The following is a 22,736-nucleotide window of genomic DNA, read 5'->3' on the forward strand; positions in this document are numbered from 1 at the left end:
TCACGCCCGTCAACCTCATGATCGTCCGCGGGAGGGGGTTTGTGTCACCGGGGGCCGTGGAGTGACGCCAACTCCTTGATCGTGTGGGGAGTTGGCGGGCGGCGTCGATGAGGGAGGGGGCCTGAGCAGGTCGGGAGTGCCGGGAAGTGGCGCCGGAGGGCGGGGTTTGTCCCGGCCTGTCCGGCATCTGATCACCACTGAGTGACGCCGTAACTTCTCTCCGTCCGGGTGGTTTGATCATGACTCCTTGACCGAACGGCCCCTCGCGACCTAGCCTCGCCATACAGGCTCACTTTGCCCGACCAGCGCAGGCTAAGCGCACAACATAGATCTCGTAACAGAACAGCATCACTTTGGCCAGCTACACCGGCCCTTGACGGAAGCTCCGGAACCTTTCGGAGCCTCCGACAACTGCAACCGGCCGCCAGCGGTGCCCCATGAGGGGGCACCGCCGACGGAAAGCTGCCCACAGCCAGCCGCTCCGGTCGGGCGTCCAGAGCCGCAGGCGCGTGTCCTTCGCGCGTGTCCTGCGGCGCCGACGTTCAGGGGGAGGCGGCCATGCCAGGGCGGCACAGGTTCACCGGCGGTCTGCCACACGGCCCCGACCCCGCATCGGCGGGCGACAGCCCGGCCACCGGGTATCGACAAGTCGGCGACGCCGGCCGGGCCGGCGGAGCGACTCGATGAGCGCCTTCGACATCGTCCTCCTCCTGGTCGTGCTGCTGCTGGTCGTGGTGGTGGTCGGCGCCGTGCTGTTCGGCGTGCGTACCCTCAAGCGGCTCAGCCTGGCGCCCGCGCCGGAGGATCCGGCCTTCATCGCGGAGAAGGACCGGCAGGAACAGTCCCTCGCGGCGTTGCGGACGGCCGCCGACGAGGTGAACAGCACCATCGACGTGGCGAAGTCCGCGGCCGCGGCGGCACGGGCCGAGGCGGCCGCCGCCAAGGCGGAGGCGAAGGCGGCCCGGGCCGAGGCGCGGCGGGTGCTCGACGACGCCCGCGCCGAGGCCGACACGGTGCTGGAGCGGGCGCACAAGCAGGCCGAGGCGGATGCCGAGCAGTTGCGCGCCACCGCACGGCGCAGCGGCGAGCGGGAGGTGGCGGTGCTGGCCGCGACCACCCGGGAGCAGGCGGCCGAGGTGGAACGCCGCGCCGCCCGGATGGACGAGCGGGAGCGGCTGCACACCGAGGAGGTGGAGCGGCTGGCCGAGCGGGAACGGCAGCTCACCGCCGCCACCGCGGCGCTCGCCGCCCGGGAGGCCGCCCTGACCGAACGCGAGCGGATGCTGACCGAGGTGGAGGAGCAGCGCCGCCGGGAGCTGGAGCGGGTGGCCGGCCTGACCGCCGACGCGGCCCGCACCGAGCTTGTCGAGTCGATCGAGGGGCAGGCGAAGCGGGAGGCCGCGCTGCTGGTCCGGGAGATCGAGGCGGACGCCCGGGGCAGCGCCGAGCAGCGTGCCCGCAACATCGTCGTGGACGCCATCCAGCGGGTCGCGAGCGAGCAGACCGCGGAGAGCGTGGTCAGCGTGCTGCACCTGCCCGGCGACGAGATGAAGGGGCGCATCATCGGCCGCGAGGGGCGCAACATCCGCGCCTTCGAATCGGTCACCGGCGTCAACCTGATCATCGACGACACGCCCGAGGCGGTGCTGCTGTCCTGCTTCGACCCGGTACGCCGGGAGGTCGGCCGGGTCACGCTGGAGAAGCTGGTCCTGGACGGCCGGATCCACCCGCACCGGATCGAGGAGGTCTACGACCTGGCCCGGCAGGAGGTCGAGGAGCTGTGCCTCCGGGCCGCCGAGGACGCGCTGGTCGAGGTCGGCATCACCGAGATCCACCCGGAGCTGGTCACGCTGCTGGGCCGGTTGCGTTACCGGACGTCGTACGGGCAGAACGTGCTCAAGCACCTGGTGGAGACCGCGCACATCGCCGGGGTGATGGCCGCCGAGCTGCGGCTGGACGTGCCGACGATCAAGCGGTGCGCGTTCCTGCACGACATCGGCAAGGCGCTCACCCACGAGGTGGAGGGCAGCCATGCGATCATCGGCGCGGACGTGGCCCGCAAGTACGGCGAGAGCGAGGACGTGGTGCACGCCATCGAGGCGCACCACAACGAGGTGCCGCCGCAGACCATCGAGGCGGTGCTGACCCAGGCGTCTGATGCCTGCTCGGGCGGGCGGCCGGGCGCGCGGCGGGAGAGCCTCGAGGCGTACGTCAAGCGGCTGGAGCGGATCGAGGAGATCGCGGCCGGCAAGCTGGGCGTGGAGAAGGTCTTCGCCATGCAGGCGGGCCGGGAGATCCGGGTGATGGTCAAGCCGGACGACGTGGACGACATCGGCGCGGCGGTGCTGGCCCGGGACGTGGCCAAGCAGATCGAGGAGGAGCTGACCTACCCGGGTCAGATCCGGGTGACAGTGGTGCGCGAGTCGCGGGTCACCGAGATCGCCCGCTGAGCGGCGGGCGGACAACGGGGAACGGGCGGGTGGGGAGATCCCACCCGCCCGTTCCGTGTCCGTCGGAGGACGTCAGCTCACAGCGGCGTGGCGCCGGTGCCACCGTCGGTCTGCGTGGCCGCCACCGGCTTGGCCGCGGTGCGCGGCAGCCGGGTCAGCCGCTTCTGCAACCACCAGGCCAGCACCGACAGCAGGCCGCAGATGCTGATGTAGATGGCCGCGACGATCAAATACGTCGGCACGTACGGCAGACCGAACGCCAGCCGGCCACCGATCTGCTTGCCCACGAAGAGCAGCTCCGGGTACGTGATGATGAAGCCGAGCGCGGTGTCCTTGAGCAGGACGACGAGCTGGCTCACGATCGCCGGGAGCATCGACCGGAACGCCTGCGGCAGCAGGATCAGCCGGAGCACCTGGTTCTTGCGCATGCCGATCGCGTACGCGCCCTCGGACTGCCCGTACGGCACGGCGTTGATGCCGGCACGGAAGATCTCCGCCAGCACCGAGCCGTTGTAGAGCGTCAACCCGATGACCAGTGCCCAGAACTTGTCGATCGGCCAGCCGTACTGCAACGGCACGTAGTAGCCGAAGAAGATCAGGATCAGCAGCGGGATGGCCCGGAACAGCTCCACCACGAACGTGGCGGGAGCGCGGAACAGCACCTTGTCGCTGAGCCGGGCGCTGGCGAAGAACGCGCCGAACAGCAGCGCCAGCACGGTGGCGACGGCGGCGACCTTCAGCGTGGCCCAGAGGCCGTTCAGCAGCTCCCGCTGCACGGCCGCGTACTGGAACTGCTCCCACTTGCGGGCCTCGAACTGACCGGTCTGGTTGAACTTGTAGACCACGAACGCGATCAGCGCGACGATCGCCGCGATCGAGACGACGCCGAGGATCCGGTTGCGCATCCGGGCCTTCGGGCCGGGGATGTCGTAGAGGACGCTGCTGCTGCTCATCGGGCCACCGCCCACTTGCGCTCGAGGATCCGCTGGAGCACCACCAGCGGGATGATCAGGATGAGGAAGCCGATCACGATCCAGGTGAGCACGATGAACTGCGGCTCACCCCGTTCCGACATGTACGCCGGGATGGCGCCGGCTTCCAGCACGGAGAAGCCGGCGGCGATCGTGGTGTTCTTCAGCATGGCGATGAGCACGCTCATCATGGGCGGGACCATGGCCCGCAGCGCCTGCGGCAGCACGATCAGCGTCAGCACCTGGGCGAACGTCATGCCCAGCGCGCGGGCCGCCTCGGCCTGGCCGGTGGCGACGGTATTCACGCCCGAGCGGACCACCTCGCAGATGAACGCCGAGGTGTACGCGATCAGCGCGATGCAGGCGCTGTTGAAGTAGTCGATGTTGACGTCCAGCTTCGGCACCGCGAAGACGAGGAACGCGAACACCAGCGTCAGGGGAGTGTTGCGCACCAGGTTGACGTAGGTGGCGCCGAACGCCCGCAGCGCGGGGACCGGGGACACCCGCATCGCGCCGAGCAGCATGCCGAGGACGAGACTGCCGACGCCGGCGATCAGGAACAGCTTGACGGTGTTGAAGAACCCCTCGCGGAACAGGCTCGCGTTGTCCGTCAGGACGCGGAAGAACTCGCCCATACCTCGCTCTCACTCTCTCCAGACGGGACCGGGCGGGGAGGAGGACCTCCCCGCCCGGTCCGACGTCGGTGCGGACCGTCAGTACCGCTCGAGCTGCGGCGGGGTGGCCGGCGAGCCGGACTTGCCGAGCGTGCCGTCGTAGATCTTCTTCCAGGTGCCGTCGGTGAACGCCGCCTCGATCTGGTCGTTCACGTAGTCACGCAGCGCCTTGTCGTCCTTGGGCAGGCCGATGCCGTACTTCTCGGTGCTGAACGGCTGGCCGACGACCTTGAGCTCGTCCGGGTTCTGCGCGGCGTAGCCCTTGAGGATGGCGTCGTCGGTGGTCACCGCGTCGACCTTCTTGTCGAGCAGCTGCGAGACGCACTCGGAGTAGGTCTTGAACTCGACGATGTTCTCGCCCTCGGTCAGGCCCTCGTCGCGGATCTTCTGGATCGGCGTGGAGCCGGTGGCCGAGCAGACCTTTTTGCCCTTGAGCGTGTCCTTGCCGGTGATCGACGACTCGTCCTTGCGGACCAGCAGGTCCTGGCCGGCGACGAAGTACGGGCCGGCGAAGGAGACGTCGTTCTTGCGCTTGTCCGTGATCGAGTACGTGCCGACGTAGTAGTCGATCTCGCCACCCTTGATCGCGGTCTCCCGGTTGGCGGACGCGATCTCCTTGTACTCGATCTTCGCCGGGTCGACGCCGAGCGTGCTGGCGACGTACTGGGCGATCTCGATGTCGAAGCCGCAGCGCTTGCCCTGGGCGTCCTTGTAACCGAGGTTCGGCTGGTCGAACTTGACGCCGATGACGACCTTGCCGGCCGACTTGATCTTCTCGAAGGCCGGGCTGCCGGCGACGTTGGCGTCCGTCTTCGGGGTGAAGGTCACGCCCGAGCTGCTGCAGTTGTCGCCCTGTGCTCCACCGCTGGCGTTGCCGCCGCCGCTGGGAGCCGGGTTCCCCTCCTTGCCACAGGCAGCCGCGGAAAGGGCGAGCGAGGCCATCATGGCCACCGCCGCCACGCGCTTGTAACGCATACACATCTCCTTCTTCGACGGAGCCGACGGGACGACTCCACTACGGACGCTCAGTGGGTGAGGATCTTGGAGAGGAAGTCCTTGGCCCGCTCGCTGCGCGGGTTCGCGAAGAACTCAGCCGGCGGCGCGTCCTCGACCAGCTTGCCGTCGGCCATGAAGATGACCCGGTTCGCGGCGTGCCGGGCGAAGCCCATCTCGTGGGTCACCACGACCATGGTCATGCCCTCGCTCGCCAGCGACGTCATCACGTCCAGCACCTCGCCGACCATCTCCGGGTCCAGCGCGCTGGTCGGCTCGTCGAACAGCATCGCCTTGGGCTGCATGGCCAGCGCGCGGGCGATGGCCGCCCGCTGCTGCTGACCGCCGGAGAGCTGCGCCGGGTACTTGTCCGCCTGGTTGGCGATGCCGACGCGGTCCAGCAGGGCCAGGCCGCGCTCGCGGGCGGCGGCCGGCTTCTCCTTGCGGACCTTGACCGGCCCCAGCGTCACGTTCTCCAGGATGGTCTTGTGCGCGAAGAGGTTGAACGACTGGAACACCATGCCGACCTCGCTGCGCAGCTTGGCCAGGGGCTTGCCCTCGGCCGGCAGCGGCTGCCCGTCGAACGTGATGGTGCCCTTGTCGATGGGCTCCAGCCGGTTGATGGTGCGGCACAGCGTCGACTTGCCGGAGCCGGACGGGCCGATCACGACGACCACCTCGCCCCGGCCGACGGAGAGGGACACGTCGTCGAGCACGTGCAGCGGCCCGAACCACTTGTTGACCCCGTCGAGCACGATCAGCGGGTCGCCCGTCGTCACGTCGTCCACCGTCCCTGTCGTCCATGGCGGAATTCGGGGGTCGGTCGACCCCCGGTTGGGCAACTGTAGGCGGGGTGATGTGGCAGAACGCAACTCAGATGGTCACGGAGCGGTAACACCGGTCACCGGCGTACCGGCCCGTCCGAATTTCGTCACCCACCGGGTGGGCCGAGTGGCGCCGTCGCCGCAGGCAGGAGATCATGAGGTGATGACCGACGCGATCCGGCTGACCGACTACGCCCGCGGTGGCGGCTGCGCCTGCAAGATCCCACCGGGCGAGCTGGAGGCGATGGTCGCGGGGCTCGGCGCCACCGGCGGCTCGGCCGACCTGCTGGTCGGCCTGGAGAACGGCGACGACGCCGCGGTGGTCCGGCTGGACGAGCGTACGGGCCTGGTCAGCACCGCCGACTTCTTCACCCCGGTGGTCGACGACGCCTACGACTGGGGGCGCATCGCCGCCGCCAACGCGCTCTCCGACGTGTACGCGATGGGCGGCACCCCGCTCGTCGCGCTCAACCTGCTCTGCTGGCCGCGCGGCGTACTGCCGCCGGAGATGGCCCGCGAGGTGCTGCGCGGCGGTCTGGACGTGGCCCGGGAGGCGAACTGCCACCTGGCCGGTGGGCACAGCGTGGACGACGACGGCCCGAAGTACGGCCTGGCCGTCACCGGTGTGGTCCGGCCGGAGGAGCTGATCACGCTCGACGCCGGGCAGGCCGGGCTGCCGCTGTCGCTGACCAAGCCGCTCGGCGTGGGCGTGCTCAACACCCGGCACAAGCAGACCGGGCAGCGCTTCCCCGAGGCGGTCGAGTCGATGGCCCGGCTCAACCGGGACGCGGCCCGCGCGGCGGTCGCGGCGGGCATCCGCTGCGGCACCGACGTGACCGGCTTCGGCCTGCTCGGGCACGCCTCGAAGCTGGCCCGGGCGAGCCGCCTGACGGTGGCGATCGACGCGGCGGCGGTGCCGTACCTGCCCGGCGCGCGGGAGGCGCTGCGCGACGGGTACGTCAGCGGCGGCACCCGGCGCAACCTGGAGTGGGTCACCCCGTGGACCGATTTCGGCGGGGCGGACGAGGGGGAGCGGCTGCTGCTCGCCGACGCGCAGACCTCTGGGGGCCTGCTGGTCGCCGGTGAGGTGCCGGGCGGCACGGTGATCGGGGAACTGCTGCCCGCGTCGGAGCACCTGATCCGGGTGCGCTGAGCCGCCGGATCCACGGCGCGGCCGGGCCGTCGCCGCGGCACCGTACCCGATAAACTGTCATCTTCCAGCTACTCTGGGCAACGTCGCCCGAGGGAATTTTGCCCGGAATGGTCACAGACCGGTAACTTGCGCCCGGCTGAGGTCAAATGCACCCCACCATCGTCATTAAGGCCCGATCCGGAGGCCGGTGGAACGAGCGCAGCGAGGAGGCGGCATGACCGAGCTGTGGAACTGGAGAATCGACGGCGGCGAGCCGGTGGAGGTCTACCCGGCACTGGCCGAGGCGCTCGGCCGGGTGGTGATGCCGATGGCCGTCGCCGACCCGATGCGGCTCCCCGCGTACGCGGTGGTCTGCGACGTGTGGGAGGCGCCCGGGCTGTACGGCACCGTGGTCGACTGTTACGGCGTACCCGAGAGCCTGACCGAGCTGCCCGCGATCGCGGCGCTGGCCCGGCTGCTGGGCCGCAACTGCCTGATGCGTGACGACACGCTCGACGCCGGCCGGCACCTGCTGGTCGCGCCCGACGGCACGATCCGGCCGGTGCACTTCGACGTGGCCGACACCGACGACGGCGAGGTGCTCAGCCACCACCGGCTCTGCACCGTCGCCGACGCGCGCTGCCGGGGCTGGTCGCAGTGCCACCGCTCCCGCTGGGCGCCGGACACGGTCGCCCCGGCGCTCGCCGCCGCCTGAGCGCGGGCGTCGGCGCGCGCCCGTGAGCGGTGCTCGCCGCCGTGCCCCCACCGGCGGCGAGCGGTGGCGGTCCCGGGCTCAGCCCCGGGCCGCCTGCTGCTGCCCCCGCACCACGAGCTGGTCGAGCAGCGTCGCGGTGGCGGCGGCCACGGCGTCCACCGCGGCGTCGAACGCGGCCGCGTTGTGCGCCGCCGGGGTACGGAATCCGGAGATCTTCCGGACGTACTGCAACGCGGCGGCGCGGATGTCCTCCTCGGTCACCACCGGGACGTACGGCTCACGCAGGGTCTTGATGCTCCGGCACACGGCTCCTCCTCGTTCGATCCGATCGGCTCCACCCGGATACGCTGTCCGGGTCATGACTACCGCAGCCGCGGGCAGCCCGCGCACCTACCAGGTGCGTACGTACGGCTGCCAGATGAACGTGCACGACTCCGAGCGCATCTCCGGCCTCCTCGAGGACGCCGGATACGTGCGTGCCGCGGAGGCCGACGAGCAGCCCGACGTGGTGGTGTTCAACACCTGCGCGGTCCGGGAGAACGCCGACAACCGGCTCTACGGCAACCTGGGTCATCTGCGCCCCGTGAAGGCGAAGCACCCCGGGATGCAGATCGCCGTCGGCGGCTGCCTGGCCCAGAAGGACCGCGGCGACATCGTCCGCAAGGCGCCCTGGGTGGACGTCGTCTTCGGCACGCACAACATCGGCTCGCTGCCGGCGCTGCTGGACCGGGCGCGGCACAACGCCGCGGCCGAGGTCGAGATCCTGGAGTCGCTGGAGGTCTTCCCCTCCACGCTGCCGACCCGGCGCGAGTCGACGTACGCCGGGTGGGTCTCGATCTCCGTCGGCTGCAACAACACCTGCACGTTCTGCATCGTGCCCTCCCTGCGCGGCAAGGAGAAGGACCGCCGCCCCGGAGACATCCTCGCCGAGGTCCGCGCGCTGGCCGACTCCGGCGTGCTGGAGGTGACGCTGCTCGGGCAGAACGTCAACTCGTACGGCGTCGAGTTCGGCGACCGGTACGCGTTCGGCAAGCTGCTGCGCGCCTGCGGCGACATCGACGGGCTGGAGCGGGTGCGGTTCACCAGCCCGCACCCGAAGGACTTCACCGACGACGTGATCGCCGCGATGGCCGAGACGCCGAACGTCTGCCACTCGCTGCACATGCCGTTGCAGTCCGGCTCGGACGACGTACTGCGGGCGATGCGCCGCTCGTACCGGTCGGAGAAGTACCTGGGGATCATCGAAAAGGTGCGGTCGGCCATGCCGGACGCGGCGATCACCACCGACATCATCGTCGGCTTCCCCGGCGAGACCGAGGCCGACTTCGCCCGCACGCTGGACGTGGTCCGGGAGGCGCGGTTCTCCTCGGCGTTCACGTTCCAGTACTCCAAGCGCCCCGGCACCCCGGCCGCCACGATGGACGGGCAGCTACCCAAGCAGGTCGTGCAGGAGCGCTACGAGCGGCTGATCGCCTGCGTCGAGGAGATCACCTGGGCGGAGAACAAGAAGCTCGTCGGCGAGACCGTCGAGGTGCTGGTGGCGGTCGGCGAGGGCCGCAAGGACGAGCGCACCGGCCGGATGTCCGGACGGGCCCGCGACGGCCGGCTCGTGCACTTCGCCACCGGTGAGCTGGCCGGGCGGATCCGCCCCGGCGACATCGTGCACACAGTCGTCACGTACGCCGCCCCGCACCACCTCAACGCCGACGGCGCGCCGCTGGCGCACCGGCGCACCCGGGCCGGGGACGCGGCCGAGGCGGGACAGGTTCCGCGTACCCCAGGGGTGCTGCTCGGCCTGCCGACGGTCGGCGCGCCGGCCGCGGCGCCCGCCCCGGTCGGCGGCTGCGCCGCGCACTGAGCCCAGCGTGACGGCGGGGGCCGAGCCGGGCCCCCGCCGTCACGGTCTCAGCAGGCGGTGCCGTTGAGCTTCACGCTGCCGGGGTTCGCGGCGGTGCCGTTGGCGGTGAAGCCGACGGTGACCGACGCGCCCGGCGCCAGCGACGACGCCCAGGCCGGCGCGGCCGCCGTCACAGTGGTCCCGGACTGCGTGACGGTGGCGTTCCAGCCGCTGGCCAGCGTCACCCCGGACGGCCAGGTCCAGGTGGCCGACCACGGGTTCACCGCGGCGGTGCCGGTGTTCTTGACGGTCAGCTCACCCTGGAAGCCACCCGCCCAGGAATTGATCTGCTTGTAGGTGGCGGTGCAGCCACCGGTCACCGGAGGCGGCGGGGTGGTCGGTGCCGGCGAGGTGTTCGGCGTGCCGGTCGGGGACGGGCTGGTGGTGCCGCCACCGCCGGTCGGCGGGATCAGGTACGGCGTGAGGATGTCCTGCTTCGGCTGGTTGATCGTGGTCCAGTCGTCGTTGGCGATGCCGCCGGTGTCACCGGAGTTCGGGTTCCACGACCAGTACGTGAACGACATGCCGTTCACGCCGGTGCCGGTGTACGCCATCAGGTTCTGCAGCCAGATCTTGTCCTTGGGGTCCTGGAGCGTGGTGCCGAACTCGCCCATCATGATCGGCGCGATGTTCTGCTTGTAGAGGTAGCCCCAGTACTTGTCCCAGATGGCCGGCATGTTCGCCGGGTACGACGGGTCGTCGAACCAGGCCTGGCGGTAGACCGAGGTGGCGTACTCGTGCGGCGAGTAGACCAGCCGGTTGGCCACGTTCAGCCGCACCGGGAACTGCCCGGCCTTGGACAGGTTGCCGCCCCACCAGCCGCAGTCCTCGTCGTTGCTGGGGTCGTTGTCCCAGACGTTCGACAGGCCGCCGCTCGGACAGCTCACCCCCTCCACGAAGATCAGCCAGTTCGGCTGCACGCCGAGGATCGCGTTGCCGGCCCGCTCGGCGGCCAGCCGCCAGTCCCGGGCGGTGTCGCCGCAGCCCCAGCAGGCGCCGGTGGCGGCCGGGTTGGTGCCCTCGGCGTGCGGCTCGTTGTGCAGGTCCGCGCCGATCACCGTGGTGTTGCCGGCGTACCGCTGGGCCAGCATCTTCCAGTCGTTGATCCAGGTCGCCTCGGAGACCGTCGAGGTGTACCAGAGCGGCGACTGACCGGCCGACGTCGGCCGGTGCCGGTCCAGGATGACCCGCATCCCCTTGCTGCCCGCGTAGTCGATGACCTTGTCGAGGATCTGCAGCGGGGAGAGCCCGATCAGGTCCGGGTTGACGAAGTCGTTGATGCCGGTCGCTGTCGCGCCGGACTTGAGCGCGTCGTTCGAGTACGGGATGCGCAGCGTGTTGTAGCCCAGCCGGGCCATGGTGTCGAGCTGCGAGCGCCACGGGTTGCTCGACCACAGGCCGTGGAACGTCTTGTTGTCGGTCTCCATCCCGAACCAGTTGATGCCGGTCAGCCGGACCGTCGCGCCCGTACTGTCGACGATCTTGTTGCCGCTGGTGTGCAGGTAGCCGGTGCCGGTGCCACCGGCCGCCGCGGCGGCCGGTGCGGTGGAGACGGCGGCGGCGACGAGAACGCCGGCTGCCGCGGTGGCGAGCGCCGTCAGGGCGCCGCCGAGGGCGGTGCGTCGGTGCATGGAAGCTCCACTTCGGATGCCCGCGCCGCGCAGGCGCCGCGGGCGGCAGGACCAGGAGGCACGTCCCGCTCGTCATCGAGTACGCGCGCAGTGCGCGCCGGGCCGTGTCGTGTGGACGGCCAACCGCGAGATGTCGCACCGGCGACCGTCGACGGCGAGATCAGCCGTCGGTGCCCTCGTGCCGGTGCCTGAACCTGGCTCCGCCGCTCATTCTGATCAGCCTGCCTCGATGCGTCAACCCTGGTCCGGACGCAGGTGAACCCCCGGCCGACAGGGCCGGGGGCTCACCCGATGTGTCCGTCCGCCGGCCTGCCCGGCCGGGGTGCTTCCGTCAGCCGGCCTGCTCGGCGAGCTGGAGGAACTGCCGCTTCGAGGCGAGCGCCTGCTCGGCCTCCTTGATCCGCCGGGTGTCGCCGGCGGCCTGGGCCCGGGCCAGCCGGTCCTCGGCCTCGGCGACCTGGGCACGCATCTGCGCCAGCAGCGGGTTGTCCTCCTTGGAGGTGCGCCGCCACGCCGAGTCCATCACCTCGCGGACCTTGTCGTCCACGGCCCGCAGCCGGCGCTCCAGCCCGGCGGCGGCCTCGCGCGGCACCCGGCCGGCCTCGTGCCACTGCGCCTGGATGTCCCGCAGCTTCGCCTGCGCGCCCTTCGGGTCGCCGTCGACGTCCAGCGCCTCGGCCTCGGCCAGCAGCGCCTGCTTGCGCTCCAGGTTGGCGCGCTGCTCGTTGTCGCGGGCGGAGAAGACCTCGCTGCGGCGGGTGAAGAACTCGTCCTGCGCGGCGCGGAACCGTTCCCAGAGCTTCTGCTCGGCCTCCTTGGCGGCGCGCGGCGCGGCCTTCCACTGGGCCATCAGGTCCTTGAGCTGACCGGCGGTGACGCCCCAGTCGCTGGAGTCCTTGAGCTTCTCCGCCTCGGCGACCAGTTCCTCCTTGACCGTCTGCGCCTGCTTGCGCTGCTGGTCGAGGGAGGCGAAGTGGGCGCCCCGGCGGCGGGTGAAGCCGTCCCGCGCGGCGGCGAACCGCTTCCACAGCTCACCGTCGGTCTTCTTGTCGACGCCGCGGATGGTCTTCCACTCGTCGAGGATCTCCTTGAGCCGGTCACCGGCGGTCTTCCAGCCGGTCGACTCGGCGGCCAGCTTCTCGGCCTCCTCGACCAGGGCGGTCTTGCGCGCCAGCGCCTCGCCCCGGGCGGCCTCGCGGGCCGCCTTGGCCTCGCCGGCCTTCTCCTCGGCGACGGTGGCCAGCTTGTCCAGGCGGGCGGCGAGGGCGTCGATGTCACCGACGACGTGCGCCTCGGCCAGCGACCCACGGATCCGGCGGATCGTGGTCAGGGAGTGGCCGGCGTCAGCCGCGCCCGAGTTGAGCCGGGCCTCGGTCAGATCGACCTCGGTCACCAGGTCGGCGTAGCGCCGGGCGAAGTGGGCGAGCCCTTCCTCCGGTGCCCCTGCCTGCCAGGATCCGACCACCCGCTCGCCCTCGGCGGTCTTGACGTAGACGGTGCCGTCCTCGTCGACCCGTCCGAAGGCAGTCCAGTCGCTCATGTGCCCATCCTCGTTCTCCCGGCGCCGAGGGGACAGCCCCCTCGTTCGCCGCCACGGCGCAGCAAACTTTCTCCCGGCATTGTCACAGGTCCGCCCCCGTCCGTGTCGAGCGCCTGTCGCCGACCGTGACCATACGGTGTTGTACGCCCTCGATGACCGGATCGGCGCGGGGACGCACCGGGGGATCCCGATAGGTTTGGGGGCGTGCCACTGGTCGCCGCCGCCGTCTGCCCCCACCCGCCGCTGATCGTGCCCGAGCTGGCCGGCGCCGCCGCGCCCGAGCTGGACGGCCTGCGCGCTGCCGCCGACGCCGCTGTCGCCCGGCTGCTCGCCGCCGAGCCCGAGGCGATCCTGCTCGTCGGCGGCGGACCGGAGACCGTCCGGTTCAATTCCGCCGAGCACGGCTCGCTTCGCCCGTACGGGCTGGACCGGCGCGTGCGGCTCTGGAAGGTCAACTGCGCGGGCGGGGACCGCCTGCCGCTGAGCCTGACCGTCGGCGCCTGGCTGCTGAACCGCTCCGGCACCGAACTGCCCCGGCTGGCCCGCTCGGTGGCGCACGACGCCGCACCGGCGGAGTGCGCGGCGTTCGGCACGAGCCTGATCCTCGACGACGACCCGCGGGTCGCGCTGCTCGTGCTCGGTGACGGGTCCGCCTGCCGGGGCGTCAAGGCGCCTGGCTACGACGACCCGCGTGCCGAGGCGTACGACGAGGGGGTCGCCCTGGCCCTGGCCGGCGCGGACGCAGACGCCCTGCTCGGCCTGGACCCGGTGCTGTCGGCGGAGCTGCGGGTCGCCGGGCGGGCGCCGTGGCAGGTGCTGGCCGGCGCGGTCCGGGCGGCGGGCGGCGACTGGCGCGGCGACGTCAGCTACCAGGACGCGCCCTACGGCGTTTCCTACTTCGTGGCGAACTGGGAGCGGGCATGACCGTCGTGGCGGTGGTCGGGCCGACCGCGGCCGGGAAGTCGGCGCTGAGCATCGCGCTGGCGCACGCGCTGGGCGGCGAGGTGGTCAACGCCGACTCGATGCAGCTCTACCGGGGCATGGACGTCGGCACCGCGAAGCTGACCCCGGCCGAGCGCGAGGGCGTGCCGCACCACCTGCTGGACATCTGGCCGGTGACCGAGCCCGCCAGCGTCGCCGAATACCAGACGCTGGCCCGCGCGGCGGTCGACGACATCCTGGCCCGGGGACGGGTGCCGCTGCTCGTCGGCGGCTCCGGGCTGTACGTGCGGGCGGTGCTGGAACGGTTCGAGTTCCCCGGCACCGACCCGGCCCTGCGGGAGCGGCTGGAGGCGGAACTCGCGGCGGTAGGCCCGCTGCCGCTGCACGCGCGGCTGGCCGAGGCCGACCCGGGCGCGGCGGCGAGCATCCTGCCCACCAACGGGCGGCGGATCGTGCGGGCGCTGGAGGTGATCGAGCTGACCGGCGCGCCGTTCACCGCGTCGCTGCCGTCGCCCACGCCGTACTACCCGTCGGTGCAGCTCGGCGTGGACCTGGACACCGGGCTGCTGGACGAGCGGATCGCGCTGCGGGTGGACCGGATGTGGGCCGACGGCCTGGTCGACGAGGTACGGGCGCTGGTCGGCGAGGGGCTGCCCGAGGGGCGGACGGCCAGCCGGGCGCTCGGCTACCAGCAGGTGCTGCGGTTCCTGGCCGGGGAGCTGACCGAGGCGCAGGCGCACGAGGAGACGATCCGCGCCACCCGCCGGTTCGTCCGGCGGCAGCGCTCCTGGTTCCGGCGTGACCCGCGCGTCCACTGGCTGGACGCGGCGTCGCCCGCGTTTCTCGACACTGCCCTGCGGGTGGTCGCCGAGCATCGGCCATGATGGGGGCGTGGAGTTCACAAAGGGTCACGGCACCGGCAACGACTTCGTCATCCTGCCCGACCCGGACGGCACCCTCGACCTGACACCCGGCCTGGTCGCCGCGCTCTGCGACAGGCGGCGCGGGCTGGGCGGCGACGGCGTGCTGCGCGTCGTACGGGCCGCCAAGCACCCGGAGGGCGTCGCGCTCGCGGGCGAGGCCGAGTGGTTCATGGACTACTGGAACTCCGACGGCTCGTTCGCCGAGATGTGCGGCAACGGGGCCCGCGTGTTCGTCCGCTACCTGCTGGACCGTTCGCTGGCCGCCGCCCCGTCGGGCGGGACGCTGCCGATCGCGACCCGCGCCGGCCTGGTGCGGGCCCGGGTCGAGGGCGCCGACGTGGCGGTCGAGATGCGCCGCCCCCGGCTGTACGACACGGCGACCGCCACGCTCGGCGGGCTGACGCTGCCCGGCGCCGCGGTGGATGTCGGCAACCCGCACCTGGTGTGCGCGCTGCCCGCTGCTCTGGAGCTGACGGCGCTCGACCTCACCCGCGCGCCCGAGGTGGACGCCTCGACCTTCCCTTCCGGGGTGAACGTCGAGTTCACGACGCCGGGCGAGCCGGTCGACGGCACCGACGGGCACGTGCTGATGCGGGTGTACGAGCGCGGCTCTGCCGAGACGCTGTCCTGCGGCACCGGCGCGTGCGCGGTGGCGGCGGTGGCGTTGCGCGACGCCGGCCGGGACACCGGCACGATGACAGTCGATGTGCCGGGCGGGCGTCTGACGGTCACCGTGACAGCCGACTCGTGCTGGCTCTCCGGCCCGGCCGTCCTGGTGGCCACAGGCACCCTGACCCCCACAGCCCTGCACCCGTAGCCTCCCTCGGTCGACACGGGGCTGAGTGGTGGCCGCGGCCCGGCTGCCCGGCTGCCCGGCATGATCAACACCAGTTCGGCGAAGTGGTGCTGTCGCGGGGCCTCTGATGCCACCACCTCGCCGAACTGGTGTTGATCAAGGGTGCTGATACCGCTACTTCGGGGAAGCGGAGTCGATCAAAGTGCGACGATGGGACGTTCTGTCTGACTTGTCCGCCTCGGCTGAGGCGCTGCTGGGGATCTTGGAAGATTTGGGCCCCTCTGAGGGCCGTTTTCTTCCAAGATCTCGTGTGGACGCGCCGGGGACGCCTGACTGCGCCGGTGCGCTGACCCCGGCGCGGGCGGGCCCCGTGTGAGGAGGCAGGAGGTGCCCCGCGAGAGGGTGCTGGCCTGTGCGAAGGCGCCGCGAGAGGCAGGGGCGTGCCTGGTCAGGGGGTGGCGCTGGCGTTGGCGGCGATCTCGGGGAGGTCGGCCGGGCCCGGGTCGGCCGCGGGCGCCGGCGTGGCGGCCGGGTTCTGGGCGGCGGCCCGTACCGCGGCGGCCACCGCCGGGGCGACCCGGGAGTCGAAGACGCTCGGCACGATCACCGTCGGGTTGATCTTGTCCTCGCCGACCACGTCCGCGATGGCCCGGGCGGCGGCGAGCGCCATCTCCTCGGTGAACTCCTCGGCGTGCGCGTCGAGCATGCCGCGGAACACGCCGGGGAAGGCGAGCACGTTGTTGATCTGGTTCGGCTGGTCCGAGCGGCCGGTGGCGACCACGGCGGCGTACTTGCGGGCCTCCCGCGGGTCCACCTCCGGGTCGGGGTTGGCGAGCGCGAAGACGATCGAGTCCTTCGCCATCGCGGCGACGTCCTCGCCGGTGAGCAGGTTCGGCGCGCTCACACCGATGAACACGTCCGCGCCGCGTACCGCCCCGGCCAGGTCACCGGAGTAGTTCTCCTTGTTGGTGTTCTCGGCCAGCCACTGCCAGGCCGGGTTGAGGTCCGGCAGTCCGCGGTGCAGGGCGCCCTGGCGGTCGTACGCGATGATGTCGCCCACGCCTTGGCGGAGCAGCAGTTTCATGATCGCGGTGCCGGCCGCGCCGGCGCCGGAGACCACGACCCGGACGTCCGCGAGCTGCTTGCCCACGACGCGCAGCGCGTTCGTCAGCGCGGCCAGCACGCAGATCGCGGTGCCGTGCTGGTCGTCGTGGAAGACCGGGATGTCCAGGGCCTCACGCAGCCGGGCCTCGATCTCGAAGCAGCGCGGCGCGGCGATGTCCTCCAGGTTGATGCCGCCGTACGCGGGCGCGATCGCCTTGACGATCGCCACGATCTCGTCGGTGTCCTGGGTGTCAAGCACGACCGGCCAGGCGTCCACCCCGCCGAAGCGCTTGAACAGCGCCGCCTTGCCCTCCATCACCGGCAGCGACGCGGCCGGCCCGAGGTTGCCCAGGCCGAGCACCGCGGTGCCGTCGCTGACCACGGCGACGGTGTTGCGCTTGATGGTGAGCCGCCGGGCGTCGGCCGGGTTCTCCGCGATCGCCATGCAGACCCGGGCCACACCCGGGGTGTACGCGCGGGACAGCTCGTCGCGGGTGCGCAGCGCGACCTTCGGGGTGACCTCGATCTTGCCGCCGAGGTGCAACAGGAACGTGCGGTCGGAGACCTTGCGCACGTCCACCCCGTCGAGCGCGGTGAGCGCGTCGACCACCTGGTCGGCGTGGCCGGCGTCGGCGGTGTCGCAGGTGAGGTCGACGATCACGTGCGCGGGGTCGGAGTCGACCACGTCCAGCGCGGTGACGATGGCCCCGGCCTCGCCGGCGGCGGTGGTGAGGCGGCCGATGGAGGAGGCGTCGGCGGGTACCGCGATCCGGATGGTGATGGAGAATCCGGCACTCGGCAGTCGGGTGTTGGCCACGAGAAACTCCTCCGTCGGCGCTGAGCGGCTCGACTGGCATTTCTACTCGCCCGCCCAGGTCGCCCGGCATCCGCCCCCGCTACCCGTCGGTAGCGTCACGGGCATAACACAGGTGCGTCCGGCGTTGTCACATGTCAGGATTGCTGTCACGCGCCGAAAATTCTCGGCGTTGCCCAAAACGGACAGGAGACGCATTTGCGCGAGCAGGAGACCTTCCATCCCTACACCGACGACGAGTTCGACGCCACCACCGGCGAGTACGAGCTGTCGGAGCGGCAGGCGCTGCGGCGGGTCCCCGGCCTCTCCACCGAACTCACAGACATCACCGAGGTCGAATACCGCCAGCTCCGGCTGGAGCGGGTCGTCCTGGTGGGGGTCTGGACCGAGGGCACGCAGACCGACGCCGACAACAGCCTCACCGAGCTGGCGGCGCTGGCCGAGACGGCCGGCTCGCAGGTGCTCGAAGGGCTGATCCAGCGTCGCCAGCGGCCCGACCCGGCCACGTACATCGGCCGCGGCAAGGTCGACGACCTGGGCGCGGTGGCGCTGTCCACCGGCGCCGACACGATCATCTGCGACGGTGAGCTGTCGCCGTCGCAGCTGCGCAACCTGGAGCAGCGCACCAAGGTCAAGGTGGTCGACCGGACCGCCCTGATCCTCGACATCTTCGCCCAGCACGCCAAGAGCAAGGAGGGCAAGGCGCAGGTCGAGCTGGCCCAGCTCGAATACCTGCTGCCGCGCCTGCGCGGCTGGGGCGAGACGCTGTCCCGGCAGACCGGTGGTAGCGGCCGCGGGGGTGGCGCCGGCGGCGGCGTGGGTCTGCGTGGTCCCGGTGAGACCAAGCTGGAGACCGACCGGCGGCGCATCCGCCACCGCATCGCGCGGCTGCGCCGCGAGATCAAGAGCATGGCGACGGTACGCCAGACCAAGCGCGCCCGGCGTACCCGTAACGCGGTACCCGCGGTGGCCATCGCCGGCTACACCAACGCCGGCAAGTCCAGCCTGCTCAACCGCCTGACCGGTGCGGGCGTGCTGGTGGAGAACGCGCTGTTCGCCACGCTGGACCCGACCACCCGCCGGGCCACCACGTCCGACGGCCGGCTCTACACGCTGTCCGACACGGTCGGGTTCGTCCGGCACCTGCCGCACCAGATCGTCGAGGCGTTCCGCTCGACGCTGGAGGAGGTCGCCGACGCCGACCTGGTCGTGCACGTGGTCGACGGCACCCACCCGGACCCGGAGGAGCAGGTCCGGGCGGTACGCGAGGTGCTCGCCGAGGTGGGCGCGGACCGGTTGCCGGAACTACTGGTGGTGAACAAGACCGACGCCACCGACGAGGAGACGATGCTGCGGCTCAAGCGGCTCTGGCCGGACGCGGTCTTCGTCTCCGCCCACAGCGGGCGCGGAGTCGACGAACTGCGCGAGGCGGTCGAGCGGCGGCTGCCCCGGCCTGCCGTCGAGGTGCGCGCGGTGCTCCCGTACGACCGGGGTGACCTGGTCTCCCGGGTGCACCGGCAGGGTGAGGTGCTCAGCACCGCGCACCTGCCCGAGGGCACGCTGGTGCACGTGCGGGTCGGCGAGGGTCTGGCCGCGGAGCTCGCGCCGTACCGGGCGGGTGACCGGCTGACCAGTGACGAGCGGGTGGGCGCCGGGCGGTGAGCCGTCCGGCGTCACCCGCCGGAAACCCGCGCCGTGCGACACTGAGCGTCATGCGGCACGTTGTCTCCTCGGTCACGCTCGCGCTCGGCCTGGTCGGCGCGGTCGTGGCGCCGGCCGGGCCGGCCCCGGCGGCTCCCGCCGCGGCCCCCGTGCTGGCCGCGGCTCCCAAGAAGAAGTGCACCGTGGAGGACAGCCGCCTCCGCGAGCTGTCCGGCCTGGTGGCCACCAGCAACGGGTACGTCGTGATCAACGACGGCTCGGACGACCCCAGCCGCAAGCGGGTCTTCTACCTGGACACCAAGTGCAAGGTGGACAAGGAGGTCCGTTACTCCGGTGACGGGCCGCTCGACACCGAGGACCTCGCGCTCAGCCCGGACCGCAAGACCCTCTGGATCGCCGACACCGGCGACAACGTGGAGAAGAAGACGCGCCGGGAGCGGGTCGCGGTCTGGACGATGCCGCTGAGCGGCTCGAAGCAGCCGGTGCTGCACCGGCTCAGCTACCCGGGTAAGGAGCCGCACGACGCGGAGGCCCTGCTCGTCGGCGACGACAACATGCCGCTGGTGATCACCAAGGAGCTCTCCGGCAAGTCGGAGATCTTCACCCCGACGGTGAAGCTGAAGGCGAGCGGCGACACCGAGCCGATCCCGATGAAGAAGGCCGGCGAGTTCACGCTCCCGAAGACGAACACCGAGAACAAGCTCGGCTCGCCCGGCCGGGCGCTGGTCACCGGCGCCGCCCGCTCGCCCGACGGCAGCAAGGTCGTCCTGCGCACGTACGCCGACGCGTTCGAGTTCGACGTGGCCGGCGGCGACATCGTCAAGGCGATCACCACCGGCAAGCCCCGGGTCACCCCGCTGGTCGACCCGTTCGGCGAGGCGATCTCCTACACGCCGGACGGCAAGTTGTTCGTCACCGTCTCCGACGGCGGCACGCTCGACGAGTCGGACCCGATCGACATCCTCAGCTACACCCCGTCGACCACCGGTGCCGAGGCGCTGCCGAACGGCGGCAAGGCCGAGACCAAGGCGGCGGCCGAGAAGTCCTGGCTCGAAGGGCTCTCGCTCGACGAGATCACGTACCTGATCGCGGCGGTCGGGGTGCTCGGCGCGCTCCTGGTCGGCGCGGGCGTGTTCGGCATCCTGCGGGCGCGGCGCAAGCCGGCGCCCCGGGCGCCGGCCGACGAGCCCGAGCGCAGCGGCGAGTTCCCGGTGAACAACGGCTTCCCGTCCGCGGAACGGCCGGAGGCGCCGCGCGGCGGGGTCTACGGCGGCGGTCAGGGCGGCGTCTACGGCGGCGCGCCGAACGGTGACCGCCCGGCGTCCGGCGGTGTCTACGGCGGCGGCCGGCCGGGCGGCGGCGTGTACGGCGGCGGCCCTCAGGACGGCGGTCGCGGCCAGGGGGGTGGCCGTCCTCCGGGCGCGGGCCGTCCGCAGGGCGGCGGCGTCTACGGCGGGGGCGGTGCCCCGGCCGGCGGCGGAGGGCGCGGTGGCGGCGTCTACGGCGGCGGAGGCCAGGGCGGACCGGGCGCGGGCCAGGGCGGTCCCGGTCGAGGCGGCCCGGGTGGCGGTGGCCAGGGCAGTCCGGGCCGTGGCGGTCCGGGTGGCGGCTACGGCGGCGGCCCGGGTGGGGCCGGATATCGCGGGCAGCCGAACGGCGGCGGGCCGCGTGCCGAGGGCGGCCGGGCCGAGCCGCCGCGCCGCGGCCAGGAACCGCGTGGCGGGCGCCGCGACGGTCATCACGATCAGGGCCGGTACGGCCCGGTGTCCGGTGGCGGCCGGGAGTACCGCGGCGACCGCTACTGAGACGACACGACGAAGGGGTGACCGGCGACCGGTCACCCCTTCTCGTTTGCCGTCGTCAGATGCGGCGCAGGACCGCCACCACGCGGCCCATGATGGTGGCGTCGTCGCCGGGGATCGGGTCGAAGGCCGGGTTCTGCGGCATCAGCCAGACGTGCCCGTCGCGCCGCCGGTAGGTCTTCACCGTCGCCTCACCGTCGAGCATGGCGGCCACGATGTCGCCGACCTCGGCGTTCGGCTGCTGCCGGACGACCACCCAGTCGCCGTCGCAGATCGCCGCGTCGAGCATCGAGTCGCCCTTGACCTGGAGCATGAAGACCTCGCCCTCACCGACCAGCTCGCGGGGGAGGGGGAAGATGTCCTCCACCGCCTGCTCGGCCAGGATCGGCCCACCCGCGGCGATGCGGCCCAGCATCGGCACGTACGCCGGGGCGGGCCGCTGCGCGCGGGCCGCCTCGTCGTCCGCCTCGCCCGGCGCGCGGACGTCGACGGCGCGCGGCCGGTTCGGGTCGCGGCGCAGGAAGCCCTTCTTCTCCAGCTCCTTGAGCTGGTAGGCGACGCTGGACGGGGACACCAGCCCGACCGCCTCGCCGATCTCGCGGACGCTCGGCGGGTAGCCGTGGCGCTCGACCCAGTTGCGAATGAACTCCAGGATCCGCCGCTGCCGGGCGGTCAGGTCGACGGTCGCCGGGTCGGGGAAGCTGCTCACCACCGGGGTGACCGGACGCACCGCCGCGGGGGCAGTGCGGCTGCGGGCGGTGCGGGGGCGACGGGTCGCCGGAGGACCCGCCCCGTCGTTCGGCTGCGGGTTCTTCTGCCGGCTGGCCCGGTCCTCGGTCACGTCCGTCCCTCCCTGGTCGGCGCTGGGGTGCCTCGTCGGCTCGTGGTGCGTGTGGTCTGACCGTATAGGTGAGATCGGCCATTTTCAAACATCTGTACGACCTGCTGTCGGCGTGTCGCGTCGAATTCCTGGATTTCCGAACTGGTGTTCTGATAGAAGGGTACGCCGCTCGAACGGATGTTCTATCCCGGCCGCCCGTGACTAGCACGGGAGGCCGTCCGTTGGGCTCCTCGGCGGCGTCGCGCCGGGCGTGATCCTGACGACTCGCCGGACACGCCCGTCAACTTGACCTCGCTTGGGGTTCGGCATACGGTCGACCCCTAGATGTAGTAGTCACACGGGCGTAAGTTGCCTACAGGTTGGGTTCAACTACCGAACGCACTCCCGCACCGCGCACTCGGCGACGGTCATCGGACGATGGCCCCGCCGTGCCGACGCGTGCCCGGGAGCCGATAGGTGTGCCCGCGATCGACGGAGGAGGTCGGGCGAATGCGGTGTCCGTACTGCCGGCACGCCGACTCCCGGGTGGTCGACTCGCGGGAGGCCGACGACGGCCAGCTCATCCGGCGGCGACGGTCGTGCCCGGAGTGCGGCAAGCGGTTCACCACCGTCGAGGAGGCGGTGCTCGCGGTGGTCAAGCGCAGCGGGGTGACCGAGCCGTTCAGCCGTACGAAGATCATCGGTGGGGTGCGCAAGGCGTGCCAGGGGCGCCCGGTCGACGACGACTCGATCGCGCTGCTGGCACAGAAGGTCGAGGAGACCGTGCGGGCCAAGGGGGCGGCCGAGATCCCCAGCCACGAGGTGGGCCTGGCCATCCTCGGCCCGTTGCGTGACCTCGACGAGGTGGCCTACATGCGGTTCGCCAGCGTCTATCGCTCCTTCGACTCGCTCGCCGACTTCGAGCGCGAGATCGAGACGCTGCGGGCCGCCGCGCGCGCCCGGGAGGGCGCCGGTGCCGGTGCGGCGGACGCCGCCGGCGCGATCAGCTGACATTTTCGGGTTTCTGACAGGTACACGAGGCGCGG

General features: G+C 71.8%; 19 protein-coding genes. 10 read left to right on the top strand and 9 right to left on the bottom strand.

Going from position 1 to position 22,736, the window contains the following annotated elements; translation table 11 throughout:
* The first annotated feature begins 683 nt into the window (after positions 1-683).
* Positions 684-2,450, top strand: coding sequence for a ribonuclease Y (rny, locus tag O7611_RS05825; protein WP_269696334.1), 1,767 nt, complete (start codon positions 684-686; stop codon positions 2,448-2,450).
* Positions 2,451-2,527: 77 nt separating this feature from the next.
* Here rny and O7611_RS05830 read toward each other — a convergent pair whose 3' ends face one another.
* From O7611_RS05830 to O7611_RS05845, 4 genes are all read right to left on the bottom strand, one after another.
* Positions 2,528-3,403 carry an amino acid ABC transporter permease gene (locus O7611_RS05830; RefSeq protein WP_194802966.1) on the bottom strand — a complete coding sequence of 292 codons (876 nt, stop codon included), beginning with the start codon at positions 3,401-3,403 and terminating at the stop codon, positions 2,528-2,530.
* On the bottom strand, positions 3,400-4,056 hold the full coding sequence (locus O7611_RS05835; RefSeq protein WP_194802967.1) for an amino acid ABC transporter permease: 657 nt from the start codon (positions 4,054-4,056) through the stop codon (positions 3,400-3,402). Before O7611_RS05835 ends, O7611_RS05830 begins: the two co-directional genes overlap by 4 nt.
* Before the next feature lie 78 nt (positions 4,057-4,134).
* Positions 4,135-5,070, bottom strand: a complete 936-nt coding sequence (locus O7611_RS05840; protein ID WP_013284736.1) for a glutamate ABC transporter substrate-binding protein — start codon at positions 5,068-5,070, stop codon at positions 4,135-4,137.
* Positions 5,071-5,120: 50 nt separating this feature from the next.
* Complete coding sequence (locus tag O7611_RS05845; protein WP_269696335.1) at positions 5,121-5,876, bottom strand: amino acid ABC transporter ATP-binding protein; 756 nt, start codon at positions 5,874-5,876, stop codon at positions 5,121-5,123.
* Between the two features lie 199 nt (positions 5,877-6,075).
* Between O7611_RS05845 and selD the strand changes: the two genes are divergently transcribed.
* Positions 6,076-7,065, top strand: coding sequence for a selenide, water dikinase SelD (selD, locus tag O7611_RS05850; protein ID WP_194802968.1), 990 nt, complete (start codon positions 6,076-6,078; stop codon positions 7,063-7,065).
* A gap of 214 nt (positions 7,066-7,279) precedes the next feature.
* Entirely contained in the window at positions 7,280-7,759 is a 480-nt protein-coding gene (locus O7611_RS05855) for a hypothetical protein (RefSeq protein ID WP_135238912.1), read from the top strand.
* Positions 7,760-7,837: 78 nt separating this feature from the next.
* On the opposite strand, the gene O7611_RS05860 is transcribed toward O7611_RS05855, so the two are convergent.
* Positions 7,838-8,065, bottom strand: coding sequence for a DUF2277 family protein (locus tag O7611_RS05860; RefSeq protein WP_018785974.1), 228 nt, complete (start codon positions 8,063-8,065; stop codon positions 7,838-7,840).
* 52 nt (positions 8,066-8,117) lie between these two features.
* Between O7611_RS05860 and miaB the strand changes: the two genes are divergently transcribed.
* Positions 8,118-9,617 (top strand): tRNA (N6-isopentenyl adenosine(37)-C2)-methylthiotransferase MiaB, encoded by a 1,500-nt coding sequence (gene miaB, locus O7611_RS05865; protein WP_194802969.1) that lies wholly within the window; start codon positions 8,118-8,120, stop codon positions 9,615-9,617.
* Positions 9,618-9,664: 47 nt separating this feature from the next.
* Here miaB and O7611_RS05870 read toward each other — a convergent pair whose 3' ends face one another.
* Complete coding sequence (locus tag O7611_RS05870; protein WP_269696336.1) at positions 9,665-11,287, bottom strand: cellulase family glycosylhydrolase; 1,623 nt, start codon at positions 11,285-11,287, stop codon at positions 9,665-9,667.
* A gap of 331 nt (positions 11,288-11,618) precedes the next feature.
* Positions 11,619-12,827, bottom strand: coding sequence for a DUF349 domain-containing protein (locus tag O7611_RS05875; RefSeq protein ID WP_194802971.1), 1,209 nt, complete (start codon positions 12,825-12,827; stop codon positions 11,619-11,621).
* Positions 12,828-13,031: 204 nt separating this feature from the next.
* On the opposite strand from O7611_RS05875, the gene O7611_RS05880 reads away from it, so the two are divergent.
* The 3 genes from O7611_RS05880 to dapF are packed head-to-tail and all read left to right on the top strand — an operon-like array spanning position 13,032 to position 15,509.
* Positions 13,032-13,751: a hypothetical protein gene (locus O7611_RS05880; protein WP_269696337.1), complete on the top strand. Its 720-nt coding sequence runs from the start codon at positions 13,032-13,034 to the stop codon at positions 13,749-13,751.
* Positions 13,748-14,653, top strand: coding sequence for a tRNA (adenosine(37)-N6)-dimethylallyltransferase MiaA (miaA, locus tag O7611_RS05885; protein WP_269696338.1), 906 nt, complete (start codon positions 13,748-13,750; stop codon positions 14,651-14,653). Before O7611_RS05880 ends, miaA begins: the two co-directional genes overlap by 4 nt.
* A gap of 7 nt (positions 14,654-14,660) precedes the next feature.
* Positions 14,661-15,509 (top strand): diaminopimelate epimerase, encoded by an 849-nt coding sequence (dapF, locus tag O7611_RS05890; RefSeq protein WP_269696339.1) that lies wholly within the window; start codon positions 14,661-14,663, stop codon positions 15,507-15,509.
* A 427-nt stretch (positions 15,510-15,936) separates the two neighbouring features.
* Here dapF and O7611_RS05895 read toward each other — a convergent pair whose 3' ends face one another.
* Positions 15,937-17,409: an NAD-dependent malic enzyme gene (locus O7611_RS05895; protein WP_013284747.1), complete on the bottom strand. Its 1,473-nt coding sequence runs from the start codon at positions 17,407-17,409 to the stop codon at positions 15,937-15,939.
* 195 nt (positions 17,410-17,604) lie between these two features.
* On the opposite strand from O7611_RS05895, the gene hflX reads away from it, so the two are divergent.
* Together hflX and O7611_RS05905 are read left to right on the top strand one after the other, a co-directional pair.
* Positions 17,605-19,068 carry a GTPase HflX gene (gene hflX / locus O7611_RS05900; RefSeq protein ID WP_269696340.1) on the top strand — a complete coding sequence of 488 codons (1,464 nt, stop codon included), beginning with the start codon at positions 17,605-17,607 and terminating at the stop codon, positions 19,066-19,068.
* A gap of 50 nt (positions 19,069-19,118) precedes the next feature.
* Positions 19,119-20,873, top strand: a complete 1,755-nt coding sequence (locus tag O7611_RS05905; protein ID WP_269696341.1) for a hypothetical protein — start codon at positions 19,119-19,121, stop codon at positions 20,871-20,873.
* Between the two features lie 55 nt (positions 20,874-20,928).
* Here the strand turns inward: O7611_RS05905 and lexA are convergent, their stop codons facing one another.
* Positions 20,929-21,711: a transcriptional repressor LexA gene (gene lexA, locus O7611_RS05910; protein WP_013284750.1), complete on the bottom strand. Its 783-nt coding sequence runs from the start codon at positions 21,709-21,711 to the stop codon at positions 20,929-20,931.
* A gap of 489 nt (positions 21,712-22,200) precedes the next feature.
* Between lexA and nrdR the strand changes: the two genes are divergently transcribed.
* On the top strand, positions 22,201-22,701 hold the full coding sequence (gene nrdR / locus O7611_RS05915; RefSeq protein WP_013284751.1) for a transcriptional regulator NrdR: 501 nt from the start codon (positions 22,201-22,203) through the stop codon (positions 22,699-22,701).
* Positions 22,702-22,736 lie beyond the last annotated feature (35 nt).

Origin of the sequence: Micromonospora sp. WMMC273 (assembly GCF_027460285.1) — a bacterium.
GTDB classification, from domain to species: Bacteria; Actinomycetota; Actinomycetes; order Mycobacteriales; family Micromonosporaceae; genus Micromonospora; species Micromonospora aurantiaca.

Bases quoted from the DNA above. Each gene is read 5' to 3' on its own strand.
- rny (WP_269696334.1), top strand. From the start codon at position 684: ATGAGCGCCTTCGACATCGTCCTCCTCCTGGTCGTGCTGCTGCTGGTC.
- O7611_RS05830 (WP_194802966.1), bottom strand. From the start codon at position 3,403: ATGAGCAGCAGCAGCGTCCTCTACGACATCCCCGGCCCGAAGGCCCGG.
- O7611_RS05835 (WP_194802967.1), bottom strand. From the start codon at position 4,056: ATGGGCGAGTTCTTCCGCGTCCTGACGGACAACGCGAGCCTGTTCCGC.
- O7611_RS05840 (WP_013284736.1), bottom strand. From the start codon at position 5,070: ATGCGTTACAAGCGCGTGGCGGCGGTGGCCATGATGGCCTCGCTCGCC.
- selD (WP_194802968.1), top strand. From the start codon at position 6,076: ATGACCGACGCGATCCGGCTGACCGACTACGCCCGCGGTGGCGGCTGC.
- O7611_RS05855 (WP_135238912.1), top strand. From the start codon at position 7,280: ATGACCGAGCTGTGGAACTGGAGAATCGACGGCGGCGAGCCGGTGGAG.
- miaB (WP_194802969.1), top strand. From the start codon at position 8,118: ATGACTACCGCAGCCGCGGGCAGCCCGCGCACCTACCAGGTGCGTACG.
- O7611_RS05870 (WP_269696336.1), bottom strand. From the start codon at position 11,287: ATGCACCGACGCACCGCCCTCGGCGGCGCCCTGACGGCGCTCGCCACC.
- O7611_RS05875 (WP_194802971.1), bottom strand. From the start codon at position 12,827: ATGAGCGACTGGACTGCCTTCGGACGGGTCGACGAGGACGGCACCGTC.
- miaA (WP_269696338.1), top strand. From the start codon at position 13,748: ATGACCGTCGTGGCGGTGGTCGGGCCGACCGCGGCCGGGAAGTCGGCG.
- O7611_RS05905 (WP_269696341.1), top strand. From the start codon at position 19,119: ATGCGGCACGTTGTCTCCTCGGTCACGCTCGCGCTCGGCCTGGTCGGC.
- nrdR (WP_013284751.1), top strand. From the start codon at position 22,201: ATGCGGTGTCCGTACTGCCGGCACGCCGACTCCCGGGTGGTCGACTCG.